Origin of the sequence: Limnohabitans sp. JirII-31 (genome assembly GCF_002778315.1) — a bacterium.
Taxonomy (GTDB): Bacteria; Pseudomonadota; Gammaproteobacteria; order Burkholderiales; family Burkholderiaceae_C; genus Limnohabitans.
The window spans coordinates 146,330-165,190 of record NZ_NESA01000007.1; the positions used below are offsets into that span (position 1 = coordinate 146,330).

Annotated in this window: 21 protein-coding genes; 9 read left to right on the plus strand and 12 right to left on the minus strand. The window is 56.3% G+C overall.

The window, feature by feature from the left end:
- Positions 1-3: 3 nt before the first annotated feature.
- Positions 4-2,361, minus strand: a complete 2,358-nt coding sequence (locus tag B9Z41_RS10575) for a UvrD-helicase domain-containing protein (RefSeq protein ID WP_100147096.1) — start codon at positions 2,359-2,361, stop codon at positions 4-6.
- Positions 2,362-2,519: 158 nt separating this feature from the next.
- Here B9Z41_RS10575 and B9Z41_RS10580 point away from each other — a divergent pair, with 158 nt between their 5' ends.
- Positions 2,520-3,497 (plus strand): GMP reductase, encoded by a 978-nt coding sequence (locus B9Z41_RS10580; RefSeq protein ID WP_100147032.1) that lies wholly within the window; start codon positions 2,520-2,522, stop codon positions 3,495-3,497.
- A 55-nt stretch (positions 3,498-3,552) separates the two neighbouring features.
- Here B9Z41_RS10580 and B9Z41_RS10585 read toward each other — a convergent pair whose 3' ends face one another.
- The gene (locus B9Z41_RS10585; RefSeq protein WP_100147033.1) at positions 3,553-4,416 is read right to left on the minus strand and encodes an alpha/beta hydrolase; all 864 of its coding nucleotides are present in this window, start codon (positions 4,414-4,416) and stop codon (positions 3,553-3,555) included.
- A complete protein-coding gene (locus tag B9Z41_RS10590) occupies positions 4,413-6,575 on the minus strand; it encodes a TonB-dependent siderophore receptor (RefSeq protein WP_100147034.1) in 2,163 nt (720 codons plus the stop codon). Before B9Z41_RS10590 ends, B9Z41_RS10585 begins: the two co-directional genes overlap by 4 nt.
- A gap of 73 nt (positions 6,576-6,648) precedes the next feature.
- On the opposite strand from B9Z41_RS10590, the gene minC reads away from it, so the two are divergent.
- From minC to minE, 3 genes are read left to right on the plus strand one after another with little or no spacing between them, the layout of a single operon-like run.
- Positions 6,649-7,392 (plus strand): septum site-determining protein MinC, encoded by a 744-nt coding sequence (gene minC, locus B9Z41_RS10595; RefSeq protein WP_100147035.1) that lies wholly within the window; start codon positions 6,649-6,651, stop codon positions 7,390-7,392.
- 40 nt (positions 7,393-7,432) lie between these two features.
- Positions 7,433-8,248: a septum site-determining protein MinD gene (gene minD, locus B9Z41_RS10600; RefSeq protein WP_100147036.1), complete on the plus strand. Its 816-nt coding sequence runs from the start codon at positions 7,433-7,435 to the stop codon at positions 8,246-8,248.
- A gap of 3 nt (positions 8,249-8,251) precedes the next feature.
- Complete coding sequence (gene minE / locus B9Z41_RS10605; RefSeq protein ID WP_100147037.1) at positions 8,252-8,506, plus strand: cell division topological specificity factor MinE; 255 nt, start codon at positions 8,252-8,254, stop codon at positions 8,504-8,506.
- Between the two features lie 78 nt (positions 8,507-8,584).
- Here minE and B9Z41_RS17150 read toward each other — a convergent pair whose 3' ends face one another.
- Positions 8,585-8,755 carry a hypothetical protein gene (locus B9Z41_RS17150; protein WP_199172976.1) on the minus strand — a complete coding sequence of 57 codons (171 nt, stop codon included), beginning with the start codon at positions 8,753-8,755 and terminating at the stop codon, positions 8,585-8,587.
- Positions 8,756-8,854: 99 nt separating this feature from the next.
- Here B9Z41_RS17150 and B9Z41_RS10610 point away from each other — a divergent pair, with 99 nt between their 5' ends.
- The gene (locus tag B9Z41_RS10610; protein WP_100147038.1) at positions 8,855-9,463 is read left to right on the plus strand and encodes a hypothetical protein; all 609 of its coding nucleotides are present in this window, start codon (positions 8,855-8,857) and stop codon (positions 9,461-9,463) included.
- Positions 9,460-9,585: a hypothetical protein gene (locus B9Z41_RS17295; RefSeq protein ID WP_255408417.1), complete on the plus strand. Its 126-nt coding sequence runs from the start codon at positions 9,460-9,462 to the stop codon at positions 9,583-9,585. The genes B9Z41_RS10610 and B9Z41_RS17295 overlap by 4 nt, the downstream gene beginning before the upstream one ends.
- A 71-nt stretch (positions 9,586-9,656) precedes the next feature.
- Here the strand turns inward: B9Z41_RS17295 and B9Z41_RS10615 are convergent, their stop codons facing one another.
- Positions 9,657-11,447 (minus strand): DEAD/DEAH box helicase, encoded by a 1,791-nt coding sequence (locus tag B9Z41_RS10615; protein ID WP_100147097.1) that lies wholly within the window; start codon positions 11,445-11,447, stop codon positions 9,657-9,659.
- A 196-nt stretch (positions 11,448-11,643) separates the two neighbouring features.
- The gene (gene orn / locus B9Z41_RS10620; RefSeq protein ID WP_100147039.1) at positions 11,644-12,225 is read right to left on the minus strand and encodes an oligoribonuclease; all 582 of its coding nucleotides are present in this window, start codon (positions 12,223-12,225) and stop codon (positions 11,644-11,646) included.
- 54 nt (positions 12,226-12,279) lie between these two features.
- Here orn and B9Z41_RS10625 point away from each other — a divergent pair, with 54 nt between their 5' ends.
- The gene (locus B9Z41_RS10625; RefSeq protein ID WP_100147098.1) at positions 12,280-13,536 is read left to right on the plus strand and encodes a M48 family metallopeptidase; all 1,257 of its coding nucleotides are present in this window, start codon (positions 12,280-12,282) and stop codon (positions 13,534-13,536) included.
- Positions 13,533-14,420, plus strand: a complete 888-nt coding sequence (rsgA, locus tag B9Z41_RS10630) for a ribosome small subunit-dependent GTPase A (RefSeq protein ID WP_100147040.1) — start codon at positions 13,533-13,535, stop codon at positions 14,418-14,420. Before B9Z41_RS10625 ends, rsgA begins: the two co-directional genes overlap by 4 nt.
- 14 nt (positions 14,421-14,434) lie before the next feature.
- Here the strand turns inward: rsgA and B9Z41_RS10635 are convergent, their stop codons facing one another.
- The 6 genes from B9Z41_RS10635 to rpsP form a co-directional block, all read right to left on the minus strand.
- The gene (locus B9Z41_RS10635) at positions 14,435-15,421 is read right to left on the minus strand and encodes a CobD/CbiB family protein (protein WP_100147041.1); all 987 of its coding nucleotides are present in this window, start codon (positions 15,419-15,421) and stop codon (positions 14,435-14,437) included.
- A 34-nt stretch (positions 15,422-15,455) separates the two neighbouring features.
- Positions 15,456-16,130: a CoA pyrophosphatase gene (locus B9Z41_RS10640; protein WP_100147042.1), complete on the minus strand. Its 675-nt coding sequence runs from the start codon at positions 16,128-16,130 to the stop codon at positions 15,456-15,458.
- A gap of 72 nt (positions 16,131-16,202) precedes the next feature.
- Positions 16,203-16,598 (minus strand): 50S ribosomal protein L19, encoded by a 396-nt coding sequence (gene rplS / locus B9Z41_RS10645; protein WP_100147043.1) that lies wholly within the window; start codon positions 16,596-16,598, stop codon positions 16,203-16,205.
- 89 nt (positions 16,599-16,687) lie between these two features.
- Positions 16,688-17,449 carry a tRNA (guanosine(37)-N1)-methyltransferase TrmD gene (gene trmD, locus B9Z41_RS10650; protein WP_100147044.1) on the minus strand — a complete coding sequence of 254 codons (762 nt, stop codon included), beginning with the start codon at positions 17,447-17,449 and terminating at the stop codon, positions 16,688-16,690.
- Positions 17,450-17,470: 21 nt separating this feature from the next.
- The gene (gene rimM, locus B9Z41_RS10655; RefSeq protein WP_100147045.1) at positions 17,471-18,040 is read right to left on the minus strand and encodes a ribosome maturation factor RimM; all 570 of its coding nucleotides are present in this window, start codon (positions 18,038-18,040) and stop codon (positions 17,471-17,473) included.
- Between the two features lie 12 nt (positions 18,041-18,052).
- The gene (rpsP, locus tag B9Z41_RS10660) at positions 18,053-18,304 is read right to left on the minus strand and encodes a 30S ribosomal protein S16 (protein WP_100147099.1); all 252 of its coding nucleotides are present in this window, start codon (positions 18,302-18,304) and stop codon (positions 18,053-18,055) included.
- Positions 18,305-18,414: 110 nt separating this feature from the next.
- On the opposite strand from rpsP, the gene B9Z41_RS10665 reads away from it, so the two are divergent.
- Positions 18,415-18,861, plus strand: coding sequence for a TM2 domain-containing protein (locus B9Z41_RS10665; RefSeq protein WP_100147046.1), 447 nt, complete (start codon positions 18,415-18,417; stop codon positions 18,859-18,861).

Consider the following 18,861-nt stretch of genomic DNA (forward strand, 5'->3'; position numbering starts at 1 on the left):
CGCTCACACCTGGGTGAGTTTGGCCACACTGAGCGCCAGCCACTTGATGCCATGGCGACCAAACTTCACCTGGGCGCGGGCGTCATCTCCCACCCCTTCCAAGCTGATCACCGTGCCCTCACCGAACTTGGTGTGAAACACCTGCACGCCGCTGCGCACCCAGGCATTGGGGCCACTGGTGGGTGCCGCGCGTTGCACCACGGGTACCGCGGCCGTGGCAGCGCCACCACCCCAGGGGTTGTTTTGCCATGCGGGGTTTTGCCAGGCGTCGCGCCGTGACGTTTGAGGATCGGCAAAGGCCGAGCGTGCGGGCGTGATCCATTTCAGGGTGTGTTCGGGCAACTCTTCAAAGAATCGGCTCTTGATGTTGTAGCGGGTTTGGCCATGCAGCATGCGGGTTTGCGAATGGCTGAGGTATAAGCGCCGACGTGCGCGTGTGATGGCCACGTACATCAGGCGGCGCTCTTCCTCTAGCCCGTCGTAGTCGTTCATCGAGTTTTCATGGGGGAACAAGCCCTCTTCCATGCCGGTGATGAACACGCAGTCAAACTCCAAACCTTTGGAGGCGTGCACCGTCATCAACTGCACCGCGTCTTGTCCCGCTTGGGCTTGGTTGTCGCCAGACTCCAGCGCGGCATGGGTCAAGAATGCCGCCAGAGGGGACATGGTTTCACCCGTGTCGGGGTTGATCATTTGGCCATCCACCGGCAAAGCCACGGCCTCGCGGCCAAAGCCTTCTTGGGTCACAAAGCTCTCCGCCGCGTTGACCAGTTCGGCCAAGTTCTCCAAACGGTCTGCGCCTTCACGCTCGGCCTTGTAATGCTCGGTCAAGCCGGAGTGGTCCAACAGCAACTCAATGATTTGGCGCAGCGTTTGGCCCTGGGTCTGCTCACGCAGCACATCGATCTTGGCTACAAACGCGCTCAGGTTGGCACCGGCTTTGCCGGAGACCGCGCTCACCGCGTCATGCATGGCGCAGCCCATGGCACGCGCAGCGTCTTGCAACTGTTCGATGCTGCGTGCCCCAATGCCACGCGGCGGGAAATTGACCACCCGCATGAAGCTGGTGTCATCACGCGGGTTCTCCAACAGTCGCAAATAGGCCAAGGCGTGTTTGATTTCGGCACGCTCAAAAAAGCGCAAGCCACCATACACCCGGTACGGCATGGCCGCATTGAACAGCGCGGTTTCAATCACCCGGCTTTGCGCGTTGCTGCGGTAGAGCACCGCAATTTCGTGGCGATGCGCCACGCCTTGGCTGCCATCGCCGTTTTGGCCATCGCGCAGCAATTGCTTCATCTCATCGACCATCCACTGAGCTTCGGCAAAGTCGGTGGGGGACTCGTACACGCGCACCGGCTCACCCGCGCCTTGGGTGGTGTGCAGGTTTTTACCCAAGCGGCTTTTGTTGTGGCTGATCAGGTGGTTGGCACTGTCCAAGATGTTGCTGAAGCTGCGGTAGTTTTGCTCCAGCTTGATCTGGTGCTGCACCTGGTATTCGCGCACAAAGTCGGCCATGTTGCCCACGCGTGCGCCACGGAAGGCGTAAATGCTTTGGTCGTCGTCCCCCACTGCAAAGATGGCCCCGCCGCCCTGCCCCACAGGCCCGGCAAGTTGTTTGATCCAGGCGTATTGCAGCTTGTTGGTGTCTTGAAACTCGTCGATCAGGATGTGCTGAAAGCGACGACGGTAGTGTTCACGCACCGCATCGTTGTCGCGCAGCAGCTCGTAGGAACGCAGCATCAGCTCACCAAAATCGACCACGCCTTCGCGTTGGCACTGGGCTTCGTACAGCTCGTACAGCTCCACTTTTTTGCGGGTTTCCTCGTCGCGCACTTCCACATCTTTGGCGCGTAAGCCGTCTTCTTTACAGCCCGCAATGAACCACATGGTTTGCTTCGGGGGAAAGCGCTCTTCGTCGACATTGAATTGTTTGCTCAGGCGCTTGATGGCGCTGAGTTGGTCCTGCGTGTCCAAGATTTGAAACGTCTGCGGCAAGTTGGCCAGTTTCCAGTGCGCGCGCAAAAAGCGGTTGCACAAACCGTGGAAGGTGCCCACCCACATGCCACGCACATTGACGGGCAGCATGGAGGTCAAACGGGTCAGCATTTCTTTGGCGGCCTTGTTGGTGAAGGTCACCGCCAACACACCGCCGGGAGACATTTGCCCGGTTTGCAACAACCAGGCAATGCGGGTGGTAAGCACCCGCGTCTTGCCCGAGCCAGCACCGGCCAAGATCAGCGCATGCTCGGGTGGCAAGGTGACCGCCGAAGATTGCTCTGCGTTGAGGCCTTGCAGCAAGGGAGAAGTATTGGATGTGGCCGAGGCCGGCTGGGTGTCAAACCCGGAAGAAACATGCATGGCGCAGATTTTAGAGAGGTCCATGCCAACCCCTGCTAAAATCAGCCACCGGGCCCAAGATTCTTGCGCTCGGTTTTTTTTGGACTGCCCTTGTGCGTCAGAAAAGCCGACCAAGCCAAGCGCTCAATCTTCGAACGTTTTTTTCTGGAGCTTGGGATATGGAAATTTTTGATTACGACAACATCTTGTTGTTGCCACGCAAGTGCCGCGTGGAAAGTCGCTCAGAATGCGATGCTGGCGTAGAACTCGGCAACCGCAAATTCCGCTTGCCCGTGGTGCCCGCCAATATGAAAACCGTGGTGGATGAAAGCATCTGCCTGTGGATGGCACAAAACAACTATTTCTACGTGATGCACCGCTTCGATCTGGACAACGTCCAGTTTGTGCGTGACATGCACGCCAAAGGCGTCTATGCCTCGATCTCTTTGGGCGTGAAAGCCCCCGACCGCGCCACGGTGGATGAACTGGCAGCCGCAGGCCTGGTGCCCGAGTACATCACCATCGACATTGCCCATGGCCACGCCGACAGCGTGCGCGACATGATTGGCTACATCAAGTCCAAGTTGCCCACCAGCTTTGTGATCGCTGGCAACGTGGCCACGCCTGAAGCGGTGATCGACTTGGAAAACTGGGGCGCCGACGCCACCAAAGTGGGTGTGGGCCCTGGCAAGGTGTGCATCACCAAGCTCAAAACCGGCTTTGGCACAGGCGGCTGGCAACTGTCAGCGCTCAAGTGGTGTGCCCGCGTGGCCACCAAGCCCATCATTGCCGACGGCGGCATTCGCAGCCACGGTGACATTGCCAAGAGCATCCGCTTTGGCGCCTCGATGGTGATGATTGGTTCGTTGTTCGCCGGTCACGAAGAGTCCCCTGGCAAAACGGTTGAAGTGGACGGCGAATTGTTCAAAGAGTATTACGGCTCAGCATCAGACTTCAACAAGGGCGAGTACAAGCACGTGGAAGGCAAGCGCATTTTGGAGCCCATCAAAGGCAAGCTGGCCGACACACTGATCGAGATGGAGCAAGACGTGCAAAGCTCGATCAGCTATTCCGGCGGCACCAAGCTGATGGATGTGCGCAAGGTGAACTACGTCATCCTGGGTGGCGACAACGCAGGCGAACACCTGTTGATGTAAGCGGCACCACGCCCCTCAAACAGCCTGCTGTGCCCTCGCACCGCAGGCTGTTTTTTTAGGCCATCAGATCCAACGTGAGTTGGTGCAAACGATGACCGGGTTGCGCAAAGGCCTCGACGACGCTGAAGTGTTGCAAGTCAGGCAAGGCCTCCGACACGGGCACGCGTTGTTTGCCCCAGGCCTGTTGAATCAACAGGTTGTGACGCAAGAACTCCGCACTCTCCAAAGCACCAGCCACGGTGTAGAAACGGCCCGCCTTGGGTGCTGGCATCCAGGCGGGGCTGCAGCGCAGCGCATCTTTCGGGGTGAGATGCAGGTCAGACAAAAACGGCGTCAAGCGCACCGATTCCAACTCGAACAGGCCTGAGATCGACATGGCGCGTGGCACCAAATCTGCGGGCAAGTCTTTGGCATAAGCCTGCCAGTGGCAGGCCAACAGCATGGCCGCCAAGTGCCCACCCGCCGAATGTCCCACCACCGTGATGCGACTCGGGTCACCGCCAAAACGCGTAATGTTGCGCCATACCCAAGCCAAGGCCTTGACCATTTGCAAGCTGATGTCTGGGATGGTCACAGCAGGACACAACGCGTAATTGGGCACCACGACGCAAGCACCTTGCGCCGTATAGGCTGGGGCCACGAAGGAGTGATCTGCTTTGTCCAGTGAGCGCCAGTAGCCACCGTGAATGAACACGAGCACGGGTGCCCCCCGTTTGGCTGTCGGCTTGTCCGTCGGGAAAATATCAAGGGTTTCGTTCGATCCCCGTCCATAAGCCACGTCTTGGAAGCAACGTGTTGTGGCACGCGTTTTCTGTGAGGCCTCGCGCCAATGCGCAAAGTGTGCTGCATGCTCCGGCACCAAGGCTCGGTTGTTGTACATGCGGTCTAGCCATGCGCCATCTGGCGGGGTGGAACTCATAATTTTTTCTCCAAACGAATTTGCACGCTGGTCCAACTGCGGTCACGCGTGCTGCTACTCTCGACGCCACTGTAACTGCGATCGGTCACGTAGTTGCGTGGGTCGAGGTTGCTCAGGGTCAAACGCCACGAGGTGGTGGCGTCAACCCGCCACAAGCCGTACAGGTCCATCACCCGCTTTTGCGACACAGTGATGAACTCCGGGTCACTCAAGTGCGTGGTGTATCCGGGGTTGTAATTGATGTTGCCGCCCACCGTCAGGGGCATGCTACGCAAACGGTAGTCACCACCGAGGTTGGCCGTCATGTCTGGTTGTTGGTCGAGTCGGTTGTTGGGGCCCACGACACTGAGCACGCGTGAGCGGTAAAAACTCACGTTGCTGCGCACGTCCACAGGCAAGGCCCCCTCGACCCATTGATCCAGCCGAAATTTGGCCTCCAGCTCCACGCCTTCGGTCACGGCTTGACTGAAGTTTTGTGGGGTGGAGACCCAACGATTGCCATACGTCGCGTCTTGCACGGTAACGTTGCGGATCAGGTTTTGAATGTTGCGGTGAAAGACTGAAGCACTGAGCACGCCGCCCTGGGGCAAATACCGCTCCAAGGCCACGTCAATGCCTGTGGCCAATTCAGGTTTGAGGTTGGGGTTGCCAATGCGGTCGGGATTGGTGGGGCCGTTGCTGCCCCCCAGAGCGTCGTCGCGCGAGCGCACGTAGCGCGCCAGCAGAGTTTGCATGTTCGGCGTTTTGAAGCTGCGCGTGAGGCTCATGCGCACTTGGTCGCGACTCTCTGGGTTGGGCTTCCACAACGCGTGCAAGAGCGGGGTGAAGACGCTGCTTCGGTTGACCACATCACCGCTGGTGGTGTTGCCCTCTGTCGTGAGTTGCTCATAGCGGGCACCTGCGTGGGCAGACCAGTGCGGGTTGAGTTGCCACTCGTCTTGGGTGTAGGCAGCAAAGCGCATTGATTGCGCTTGCAAGTCGGCATCACCGTCGGCATAGGTGGCAGTGGCGTTTTGGGTGCGGCGCACAGCCTCCACTTCAGCACCACTGACCCACTGATGCCCGCCCCCCAACACGTGGGTGTATTTGCCGTTCAGGCTGGCAGAACGGTCTTTGGTGAGCGTGGCTTCTGACAGGGTGGAGGTGTAGACCGAACCGGAGCCTGTGGGTGTTTGTGTGAAGTTGCTTCGGCTGTCCCAGCCCCCCACGTTGAATTTCCACTCCATATTGCTGTCGGCACTCAGTTTGCGGCGCCATTGACCGTTCATACGCGCCAAACCAAAGTGGTTGTCGTTCAAGGTGCTGGCACTGTCGTAAATGCGCGCGGCATTGTTGGTGCTTTGGTCTAGCGCGATGCTGCCAGGGGTGGTGCCATGAGACACCACCAGAAAAGGCATGAGGGTGAGGCTTTCTCCTGGGTCGCCTTTCCACTGCAAGCGCGCGGTGGTGTTGAGGCCTTCACGCACGTAGTGGCTGTCACTGACACGGTTGCGCTGCAAAGGGCCAGACACACGATCGAGTGAGGATTCGCTGTGATCAGGGGCTGCATAGCGGTTGACCGACAAGGTGTAGTTGCTGCTCCAGCGTTCGGTCTCTTGGTATTTGGTGATTGATCCGTTGGGCGAGGCATATCCGCCTTGCCATGAAGACCCGACTTTGAGTTCCGCCGGCATGCCGCGGCGGCCCTCACGGGTGATGATGTTGATGGTGCCCGCAATGGCTTGTGCACCGGTTTCGGCAGTGGGTGCGCGGTAAATTTCAACGCGTTCAATCATCTCGGGGGTCAAAGACTCCACCGAGAAACCTGGTGGCACGCGCTGGCCATCCAACAAGATTTGGGTGTACCCCGCACTCAACCCTCGCATGCGAATGCCAGAACCGCGCCCAGGCACGCCGCCCAAGGTGATGCCGGGCATGCGTTTGAGGACTTCGCCTAAATTGGCATCGCCTTGGCGTTCAATCTCCTCGCGACCAATGACAATTTTGCTAGCCGTCGATTCGCGACGCTGCTGCGTGTCGTTGTCACGTCCACTGGTGATTTCGACACGACCCAAATCTTGGACTGGCGCAGCAGGTTGTTGTTGTGCCTGCGCACAATCTACGCTCACTGCCAAAGGGAAAGACCACAGCAAGTGGCGCAAGAAATGGGGTGTTGTCATTTCAAAAAGTTTACCGGTTGGTGAAAGCCCTTGCCGTGTAAAGTCTGGGTTTTAATTTTCGTTTGCCCGAACCATGAGCCACGCTGCTGCGCCCCACGCCTATGAGATCAAGAGCGCCTCGCTGCCTTTGGTTGCTTTTGTCCTCAAAACGCATGACCTGTCTGTGCTGGAAGCCGATTTGACACGTCGGCTTGGAGACACGCCCGATTTCTTTGACAACGACCCGGTGGTGATTGACCTCAGCAACCTGGAACAACCCGATAGCGCCTTGGACTTTGCCGCCATCTGCGTGCTGCTGCGCAAGCACCGCATGGTGCCTGTGGCAGTGCGTGGTGGGCAGCCACACCACATCGCCAACGCTCAAAGCGCCGGCTTGTTTGAAGCACGTGACTTGAGCTCACAAAAAGTAAGCTCCTCGCGCGTGGAGACTGTGATTCAAGAGGTGATTCGTGAGGTCGAGGTCGTGCGTGAGGTGCCCGCCGAGCACATGGGTGCGATGGTGATCGACAAGCCCTTGCGGTCTGGCCAGCACGTGTATGCCAAGGGACGTGACTTGGTGGTGCTGGCCATGGTCAATCCAGGCGCAGAAATCATGGCCGATGGACATATCCATGTGTATGCGCCCCTGCGTGGCAAAGCGATTGCAGGTGCACGCGGCAACGAAGAGGCGCGCATCTTCACTTTGTCGCTCGAAGCTGAATTGATTTCTGTCGCAGGCACTTACCGCACCAGCGATACGCCACTGCCGCCTGAGGTGGCGGGTAAACCGGCGCAAATCTCTTTGCTGGGTGATAAGTTGGTGATGCAGCGGCTGTAAAATTGCCGATTGATTTTGAGAACAACCAAAGGCTTATTTCATGGCAAAAATCGTTGTGGTGACATCTGGCAAGGGCGGCGTAGGCAAGACCACGACCAGCGCCAGTTTTTCCTCTGGCTTGGCGTTACGCGGTTTCAAGACAGTCGTGATTGACTTTGACGTCGGCCTGCGCAATCTGGATCTGATCATGGGCTGTGAACGTCGCGTGGTGTACGACTTCATCAACGTGATCAACGGAGAAGCCACGCTGAACCAAGCCTTGATCAAGGACAAGCAGTGCGACAACTTGTACGTGCTGGCCGCTTCGCAAACACGCGACAAAGATGCGTTGACCAAAGAAGGGGTTGAACGCGTTCTGACCGAGCTCAAAGGGATGGGCTTTGACTACATCATTTGCGACTCACCTGCCGGCATTGAAGTGGGGGCCATGATGGCCATGCACTTTGCAGACGAGGCCTTGGTGGTGACCAACCCTGAGGTGTCTTCGGTGCGTGACTCAGACCGCATCTTGGGCATGCTCAGCAGCAAAACGCTGCGCGCCATTGAGGGTGACACACCCATCAAAGAACACTTGCTGATCACACGCTACAACCCAAGCCGTGTGGAAGAAGGCCAGATGCTCTCTCTGGAAGACATCCAGGACATTTTGCGTATTCCTCTGATCGGCGTGATTCCTGAGTCAGAGACGGTTCTGACAGCCTCTAACCAAGGTTTGCCTGCCGTTCACTTGGTCAACACCGACGTGTCGGAAGCCTACAAAGACGTGATCAGTCGCTTCTTGGGCGAAGATCTGCCGATGCGTTTTACGGAACACGTCAAGCCCAGTTTCCTGAAACGCATTTTTGGTGGGAAATAAGTCATGTCCCTCCTGTCTTTTTTACTCGGCGAAAAGAAAAAAACTGCCAACGTTGCCAAAGAACGTTTGCAGTTCATCCTGACCCACGAGCGCACAGACCGCAACACGCAGCCAGACTATTTGCCTGCCTTGCAACGCGACTTGGTTGCCGTTTTGTCAAAGTACGTCAAGATCAACCCCAGCGACATCAAAGTCAATGTGGAGCGTCATGACAATTTGGAAGTGTTGGAAGTCAAGATTGAGTTGCCTGACGCTTGACGCGACACAACTCACAACCTAAAAAAACAAAGCGTCCCTCGGGACGCTTTGTTTTTTGGTGTCGCACGCAACAGCGGATCAACCGCCCTTGCTTGAGCGTTTGCCCGGATTTTTCTTGCTGCGAGTGGCAACACCGCGCTCCAGACTGATGCGTTGGCCACGACCACCGGTGCGTGGCGTGGTGCCAGGCAAGGGGGTAGGAGCAGGTGTGCGCTTGCGGTCGGCTTCGGTGACGATTTTGTTGCCCATTTAATTTTCCAGAGAAAGGTTTAAAACCCTATATTAGGCCACAGGTTGACCCTGATTTACACCGCCCTGCACGCATAATCTGTCTAAACAAAGGTCTCTATGAACCCCAAAATCAGCGAACTGCTAGATCGTATCCGCGAGATCGAGCACCAGATTGAGGAAGAAACCAAACGGCGACGCGCCGAGTTGCAAGCCGATTTTGAAGACAAACGTGTGCGCTTCGAGCGAGAGGTCTTGGCGCAACACCGCCGCTTCAAAACAGGCTTGCTCAACTACATGATCACGGCCAACTGGCTGAGTGTATTGACAGCTCCGCTGATTTATTCCGTGTTGGGCCCTTTGTTGCTGCTGGATGTGTTCGTGACGGTGTACCAGCGCGTTTGCTTTCCCATTTATGGCATTCCATGCGTCAAACGCAGCGATTATTTTGTCTATGACCGCACCCACTTGGCGTATTTGAATGTGATCGAGAAAGTCAACTGCGCCTATTGCTCGTATGGCAATGGCCTGATGGCCTATGCACGCGAGATCGTGGCGCGCACCGAAATGTATTGGTGCCCCATCAAGCATGCGCGCAAAGTGCTGCAGGCACATCCCTATTACGCTGGTTTTGTGGACTATGGTGATGCCCAAAGCTACCAACGCGAGCTAGAACGGCTGCGTGCTCAACTGAGTCAACTTGATCGAAACAAGGAAGAGAATTCTTGAGCGAAACGTTACCGAATTCTGAGTGGTTGGAAGCATTCACCTGGATGCTGTATCGATTGGCCACCTATGCGGTGATCAACTTGATCGACGATGCAGCCATGTTGTCATTGATCTTTGTCTAAGTGCTGAGCGCACATGAAAAAGGCCAGTTGCCGAAACAACTGGCCTTTTTAGAGCAAAGAATGCTCAGCGCTTAACGGTCAAAGCGTGGTTTGGGGCTGCGTTTTTTAGCATCAAAGCCACCACCACCGAAAGGCTTGCCTGCCGGACGGGCAGGCTTGTCAAACGGGGTGCGACCGGCTTCAAAACCAGCCTGACGTGGGCCACGTGCAGGACGGTCATCAAAGCTGCGTGGGCCTGCGGGATGGGCAAAGCCTTGACCGCCACCGAAACCACCACGACCTTGGCTCTGACCTTCGCCAAAACCGCCACGAGGTGCGCCGCCTTGACGGGCCTCGAATGAATTACCGGCTTTGCGGTTGTCGAAACGGTCGTTGCCGCCGAAACCACCCCCACCACCGAAGTTGCCACCACGGCGGCCGTCAAACTTGCCACCACCTTTGCGCGGTGCGAAGTCACGCCCGCGCTCGACGCGTTGGGTCGGCTCCATGCCTGGGATCACTTCAGCTGTGAACGGCTGGCGTGTGTAGGCTTCGATATCAAAGATTTTGCGTTTGTCGCGGAACTCAGCCAACGTCACGGCCAAGCCATCACGACCGGCACGGCCTGTGCGGCCAATGCGGTGGGTGTAGTCTTCCGACTTCATGGGCAAGCCAAAGTTGAACACGTGGGTGATGGTGGGCACGTCAATGCCGCGAGCGGCCACGTCGGTGGCAACCAGGATTTGAACTTGACCTTGGCGCAGTGCCATCAAACGGCGATTGCGCAAACCTTGACTCAAAGCACCATGCAATGCCACAGCGGAAAAACCGTCTTGTTGCAAGTCATTGGCCAAGCCATCGCACTCGATTTGGGTGCTGGCAAAAACAATGGCTTGGTCAATCGTGGTGTCGCGCAAGAGGTGATCCAACAGGCGACGCTTGTGCGCTGCGTTGTCGGCCCAATGCAAGATTTGGCGAATGTTGTTGTGCTTTTCTTGAGGTGAGTCGATTTGCACACGTTGGGGTTCACGCATCACACGTGTTGCCAATTGCTGAATGCGCGGCGCAAAAGTGGCGCTGAACATCATGGTCTGGCGACGTTGGATGGTGAGTTGGTTGATTTCAGCCAAGTCATCCGAGAAGCCCAAATCCAACATGCGGTCAGCCTCGTCGACCACCAAGAATTGAACTTGATCCAGCTTGATTTGCATCGAGCGCTGCAAGTCAAGTAAACGACCTGGGGTAGCCACCACCAAATTGGCGTTTTGCAGCTTGGCGATTTGCAGTTGGTAAGGCATGCCACCCACCACGTTGGCCACGCGCAAACCACGGCAGTGGGTGACCAAGCCGATGGCATCATGCGCCACTTGCTGAGCCAACTCACGGGTTGGGCAAACGATCAAAGCGCCAGGCGTTGGCGCCTTGAAGTTGCGTGGATTGGTCGGATCTTTACGGCGTGCACGCTTAGGCGCAGGCTCGCCTTTGGCAGCGGCTTCGGCCACCACGGCTTCCCATTCAGCCGTTTCTTGGGCGTCTTGGGCGTGCATCTGAGCAATCAAGGTATTGAGCACAGGCAACAAGAAAGCGGCTGTCTTACCGCTACCGGTCTGGCTAGACACCATCAGGTCGTTGAACTTACCGGCTGCGCCATCGTTCATGGCCAATGGAATGGTTTTGGATTGCACGGTGGTGGGCTGGGTATAACCCAGATCAGCCACTGCAGCGATCAACTCAGGGGCCAAACCTAAAAGTTGGAAACCATTAGGCGCAGCAGGCGCCATAGGCTCGTCAATCACCTCAGTCTCAGGCGCAAGCGCCAAGTCATCAGCAACAATAGAAAGATCAGCTGGCACAGCAGTGCCCAGCTCAAAAGAGTCGGTCATTTTCACGTCCGCTCGCATTGATGCGGCGGCTCCGTCGATGGTTGAACAACATCAACCATCAAACGAAGTTCTACGCCGTGCTCGGCGCGGGCGGCTCACTGTGTGAGCCCTTGTGTGTGAGGTAGATGTGCGATGAAAGCGAACACGTGTTTCGTGTTGCAATCTGTATTGTCGCACAAATTCGGGAAAACCCGAGTTAAAGTTTCAAGAAGTGTTCGCGGTAGTGCACCAGCTCATCGATGGACTCGTGCACATCAGCCAAAGCGGTGTGCTTTTGTGCTTTTTTAAATGCATTGAACACCTCAGGCTTCCAACGACGAGACAGCTCTTTCAAGGTACTCACATCTAAATTACGGTAGTGAAACCAGGCTTCCAATTTGGGCATGTACTTGTTCAAGAAGCGACGGTCTTGACCAATGGTGTTACCACACATGGGCGAAACACCTTTAGACACATAGGGCTTCAGAAAGGCAATGAGTTGCTCCTGTGCCTGCTCTTCCGTCAAGGTCGAGGCTTTGACTTTGTCGATCAAACCACTCTTTTTGTGTGTGCCTTTGTTCCAAGCGTCCATCTTGCCCAACAGCTCATCACTTTGGTGGATCACCAGCACTGGCCCCTCGACACGGGGAGTGAGGTCGGGACCAGTCACGATGATGGCTATTTCCAGCAATCGCTCACGATCAGGATCGAGTCCACTCATTTCACAATCAAGCCAGACCAAATTCAGATCAGATTTCGCCAAGCTTGGCACAGGGGTGGGGGAAGACACTTCAGACATGGGGAGAGATTGTCACCCATCGCCACGACACGTTCATCTAAACTCCCCCACATGATGAATCCTTCTCTTTCGATGTCTGTCGCGCTCGCTGTGGTTTTGCTGGCTAATTTGCTCACCAAACTCTGGCTGAGCGGGCGTCAAGTGCGCCATGTGGCACAGCACCGCCAGGCCGTGCCGGCAACATTCGCACACACGATTTCATTAGATGCACATCAAAAAGCGGCGGACTACACCTTGGCCAAGGCACGCGTGGGCTTGATTGACATGGCATTGGATGCAGTCCTGTTGATGGGGTGGACCTTGCTGGGTGGTTTGGATGCACTCAACCAATTGACGCTGAATTGGCTGGGTGCAGGCATGACCCAGCAACTGGTGTTGGTGGTGAGTTTTGCGTTGATCGGTGGCCTAATCGGTTTGCCCCTGACCTTGTATCAAACCTTTGGCATTGAACAACGTTTTGGCTTTAACAACACGACGCCCGCTTTGTGGGTGAGCGACATGCTCAAAGGACTGTTGGTGGGGTTGGTGTTGGGTCTACCCATCTTGGCATTGGTGTTGTGGTTGATGGACACGGGAGGTGCCACCTGGTGGCTTTATGCCTGGGGCGCCTTGGTGGCCTACCAATTGCTGGTGATGTGGATTGCACCCAATGTGATCATGCCTCTGTTCAACAAGTTCACCCCCTTGGAAGACAACACTTTGAAAGAACGCGTGACTGCATTGATGAACCGCGCGGGTTTCACCGCCAAAGGTTTTTTTGTCATGGATGGCAGCCGTCGCTCCGCCCATTCCAATGCGTTTTTCACAGGCGTGGGATCAGCCAAACGGGTGGTGTTCTTTGACACCTTGTTGGCACAACTCAATGCCGATGAAATGGAGGCTGTGTTGGCGCACGAGCTAGGACATTTCAAGCACCGTCACATCTTGAAAATGATGCTCACCAGCTTTGCTTTCAGCTTAGGTGGCTTGGCTCTGCTGGGCTGGTTGTCACAGCAAGTGTGGTTCTACACCGGATTGGGGGTGTCTCCCAATTTAAACAGCAGCAACAGCGCGTTGGCATTGCTGTTGTTCATGCTGACACTTCCTTTGGTGACTTTCTTTGTGTCCCCGTTATCGGCGCGTCGATCACGGCGTTTTGAGTTTGAGGCTGACGCTTACGCAGTGGCCAATAGCAATGCCCAAGCATTGGGCAGCGCTTTGCTCAAGCTGTACCAAGACAATGCCTCCACACTCACACCCGATCCTTGGTTTGTGACGTTTTATTACTCTCACCCACCGGCTTCACAACGCTTGGAGCGGATCGCCGCATGACGCTCAGCGGCTTGGTGATTGCCACCCACGGACGTCACTGTGTGGTGGAAACACCTGACGGCGAGCGCCGCATTTGCCATCCTCGGGGCAAAAAAAGTCAGGTCGTGGTGGGCGACCGGGTTCAATGGCTGGCCAGTGAAGATGAAGGGACGATCGAAAAAGTCGAACCACGGCGCAATTTGTTTTACCGACAAGATGAAGTGCGCACCAAGTCTTTCGCTGCCAATTTAGATCAAGTACTTATCTTGATCGCCGCAGAGCCTGAGTTCTCGGAGATGCAACTTGCGCGTGCTTTGATTGCCGCCGAGGCAGAACATATCACCCCTGTGATCGCCCTGAACAAACGTGATCTGACCGTTTTGTTTGAAAGAGCCTTGGCTCGCTTGCAACCTTATGTGGCCATGGGTTACACCGTGTTGTCACTCGCACTCAAGACGGGTGATTTAGGTGACTTGCCCGAACGCCTGAATCACAAAACCACCTTGGTTTTAGGCCCCTCAGGCACCGGAAAGAGCACCTTGATCAATGCTCTGATTCCCAACGCCAACGTCGCCACGGGGGAAATTTCGCACGCGCTCAACTCTGGCAAACACACCACCACGGCAACCACTTGGCATTGGGTCGATGGTGAGCGCACAACGGGCTTGATCGACTCACCAGGATTCCAAGAGTTTGGCCTACACCACATTGATGCCATGCAGCTGGCTGCCTATATGCCTGACTTCAAACCCCATGTGGCGCATTGCAAGTTTTACAACTGCACGCATTTGCATGAGCCCAGCTGTGGGGTGCGGGATGCCGTGGAAAACGGATCCATCAACGCCTCGCGCTACCGTTTGTATGGCTTGTTATTTGCAGAGCTGACACAGCCCGCTCATTATTGAAACGTGGACGGTCTCTAACCGAGCAAACGTGCCAAGGTCAACAAAGCCAGCAGAACCATCCACAACACCACGCTGCGCCACACCAAGCCCACCACACTGGGCAAATGTGCCAACTCAGGGGCTCGTCCTGGCGTGCTTTCGCTGTCTTGCGACTCATGAGGTTCGTCGCTCAACAACGTGCCACCACGTTCGGCTTGTGCATTCAGAGCTTCGCCCCCTAAGCGCACATTCAACGCACCTGCCGTGGCAGACAAGACCACGCCATCGTTGTCATCTGGAAACCGCTGTGCATGCGTACGCCAGCAATCGATGGCCTCTTCGAAATTGCCAACCACCGCGAAGGCCACAGCAGTGACGCGCGCAGGCAGCCAGTCCACCCTGTGCCAGGCTGTTTGTGCGGCCATTTGCAAGGGCTCGCTGACCCAGCCTTTTTTAGGCTGAGCTGACGCCTGCCACGCACGCGAAACCCAAGCGCTCATACGGTAGAACACGGCACCTGCGGGCCCAAACCCCAAAGCAGCCAACACGGAAAACCAAGCCAGCACACCGAACACATGACGATGTGCGGAAAGCACTGAGTGCTCAATCACATGGCGCAGCAGTTCACTGCGGGGCAAGCTGCCCACCGACACGTGCTGCCATTGCGCAAGCAGTTCGCGGGCAAGTCGTTCGTCACCAGCATCCAGAGCATCACGAATGTCTGTGAAATGGTGGCTGAATTGACGAAACCCCAAAGAGGCATAGAGCACGCACACGCTCCACACCATGGCCACAGGCCAGCCCAAAAAATACAGCAACAGCCAATGCACAGACAGTGTCACCAGCGTCGGTACACCGACCGCCAAGGACCAAGTGGTCCAGGCCAATTGATGGTGCCCAGCATCCAAAGTTCGACTGATCCAAGAAATCCAGTTGCGCAACAAACGACGCAACCCGTTGTCCGAGGACAAGGGACGGGCTTGTTCAATCAACAAAGCAAAGAGCAGGGCCAAAAAACTCATGGGTCGATGATAGCGGGACGCTCCAACCTCTAAATCAGGCCTGCAAAAAACGGTAGAAGTTGCGCAACATGCCCGCAGTGGCGCCCCAAATAAAGCGCAAGTGCGCGCCATCTTGGTAGGGCATAGAGAGCCATTCCCGATGAAACCCCTCATGCTCCACACGATGCCAACGGTGGTTGGCAGGGTCCATCAAGAACGCCAAAGGCACTTCAAACGTATGGGCCACCTCAAAAGGGTTGGGCTGCAAGGCCATGTCTGGAGAAATCAACGCAACAACTGGCGTGACGTGAAAAGCAGACCCTGTGATGTAGATCGGCAGTTGCCCCAATACTTTCACATGGCGAGCCTCCAGCCCGACTTCCTCATGTGCCTCACGCAGGGCGGTCGCAGCAGCATCCACATCCTCGGGATCTGACTTACCCCCGGCAAACGCAATCTGCCCTGAATGGGTCGACAAATGCGCTGTTCGCTGCGTCAGCAACACTGTGGGCTGGTCGCGCATCACCACCCCCAGCAAGACCGCGGCGTGAGCTGGCTCACGGTCCATGAATCGACGTTCACGCACCAACTCAGGCTCCCACAAGGGCGGGTGTGCAAATCTCGCAACCAAAGCCTGTGGCGTGAGTTGATCTGGTGAAACCGCCGGCAAATGCTGATCCACGCGAATCACGGGGACTTGCAGGGGATCGAACAAGGGGGGTTTAGACATAGAAAAAGCCACCGCAAGCTTTCACTTGGGGTGGCTTTGTGGGTCGCAAACAGCTGACGAGGTAAAACCTGCTTACTGCGCTGCGGCGGCTGCCTTGGAGGCCGCTGCCGACTTGCTGACCAACTTTTCTTTGATGCGAGCCGATTTGCCGCTGCGATCACGCAAGTAGTACAACTTGGCACGACGCACATCGCCGCGACGCTTGACTTCAATGCTGGCAATCAAGGGGCTGTAGGTTTGGAAGGTACGTTCCACACCTTCGCCGCTGGACACTTTACGCACCGTGAAGCCACTGTTGAGGCCACGGTTACGTTTTGCAATCACCACACCTTCGTAGGCCTGGACACGCTTGCGGGTGCCTTCAACCACGTTGACGCTCACAATGACTGTGTCGCCAGGTGCGAATTCGGGGATGGTTTTACCGAGGCGAGCAATTTCTTCTGCCTCAAGGGTTTGGATCAGGTTCATGTTTTCCTCTAAAGATCTTGATCGCGCTACACAAAAGGCTTCTGGCACGGTGACAAGAAGCGGCCGATCAGAGGATCGAAAGCCCATGATTATAGCTGTTTCTTTGCCGCCAAAATGGCCTCGTCTACGGCACTGAGCCGATGGGCCGCACGTGCCGCTTCAATCAACTCTGGGCGCAATTGCGCGGTCAACCGCAAACGCTGGTCGCGTCGCCAACGTTCAATGTGCACATGATGCCCCGATAACAGCTCAGGGGGCACGGCCTGCCCTTCCCACACCTCAGGCCGTGTGTAGTGCGGACAGTCCAGCAAACCATCCAACGCCGGGTTGAAACTGTCTAATTGGTGGCTGCCTTCGTCATTGAGGACGCCGGGTTGCAGACGCGCCACGGCATCCAGCAAAGCCATGGCGGCCAATTCACCACCAGAGAGCACAAAATCGCCCAAACTGAGTTGGGCGTCCACATGCGCATCAATGAATCGCTGGTCAATACCTTCATAACGACCACACAGCAAGACAGCACCCGCACTGTCGGACCAGCGCTGCACCAAAGCATGACGCATCAGATCGCCCGTGGGTGAAAACAGCAGCAAAGGCGCGACCTCGCGGTTTTGTCCTCGATCGGCGCGGATGGCGTTCAAGCAAAGCAACAATGGCTCGGCCATCATCACCATGCCTGGGCCGCCACCGAAGGGCCGATCATCCACGCGGCGGTAGTTGCCTTGTGCGTAATCACGAGGATTCCACAACCTCACCACAACAGCACCCGACTCGTAGGCGCGACGGGTCACACCGGTTTTCAAAAACGGCTCAAAAAACTCAGGGAACAACGTGATGACGTCAAAACGCACGAATAACCCCAGCCGAGCGCATCAGTAATCGGGCTGCCAGTCAGCGGTGATGCGACGTGCGGCTAAATCCACCGCATCAATATACACACCGACAAACGGAATCATGCGCTCTTTGACGGTATCGCCTTCGGTAAAGCTCAGCACCAGCACTGTTTGCGGACCGGTATGCAACAACTCTTTAACTTGCCCAAGGGCAACGCCTTCACGGTTGACGACATCCAACCCGATCAAGTCCACCCAGTAGTACTCGTCGGCATCTGGGGTGGGAAAACTAGAACGGGCGACAAAAATACGTGCGCCTTTGAGGGCTTCAGCAGCCGTTCGGTCTGAGACGGCTTGGGCACTGGCCACGACCGTATCGGAATGTTCTTTGGCTTCAATAATTTTCAGAAGCAGGGTGCCAGCGAAAGTTTTGGCACCTTTTTCAGCAGGCAATAAAAACCAACGCTTGGAAGAAAAAAGCGCTTCCGGAGAAGCGCTGTAGGGCAGGACCTTGAACCAGCCCTTGATGCCCCATGCATCGGCGATGCGCCCGACTTCCACGGCGTCTGCAGGTAAATCTGCAGGCTCCAAGCCCAGGGTCATCGCCATGCCTGTGGTCGATTAAGCGGCTGCTTTGGCAGCTTGCTTGATCAAACGCTCGACCGTAGGCGAGCACTGTGCGCCCACACCAGTCCAGTGGGTCAGACGATCTTGCGCAATGCGCAGGCCCTCTTCACCGCCTTTGGCGATGGGGTTGTAAAAACCGATACGCTCGATGAAGCGACCATCGCGACGAACGCGCTTGTCTGCCACAACAATGTTAAAAAACGGACGGGCTTTAGAGCCGCCGCGAGAGAGTCGAATGACGACCATGATGAATCCTTCGGGTGGGTGGGTGTTTTCAACGTTTGAGACACGCGCTAAGGCCACCCGGCCTGCGACACGCTGAAAAGCTCCCCATTATAGCCGTCTACACTGATGCCATGAAAAACAAAACCATCGCCGCTTGGCTGACCTTCCTGGGTGGCCCCTTGGGACTGCACCGCTTTTACCTGTTTGGACTCAATGACACCCTAGGCTGGCTGCTGCCCATACCAACGGCACTCGGACTCTACGGGATCGAGCGGGTGCAAGAAAACGGGCTGGATGACATGGCCAGTTGGTGGCTCATCCCCATGCTGGGTTTCACGATCGCGGCCTGTGCCCTCAATGCCATTGTGTATGCCTTGATGACCCCAGAAGTTTGGAATGCCAAATTCAACCCAGTGGCTAACAGTGACGACCCAGCCGGACAAACCAACTGGGGAACCATTGGGGCCATCGTGGTGTCACTCATGATTGGGGCCACAGCACTGATGTCCAGCATCGTGTTCAGCGGTCAGCGCTACTTCGAATACCAAATCGAAGAAGCGCAGAAAATCTCGCAGTGA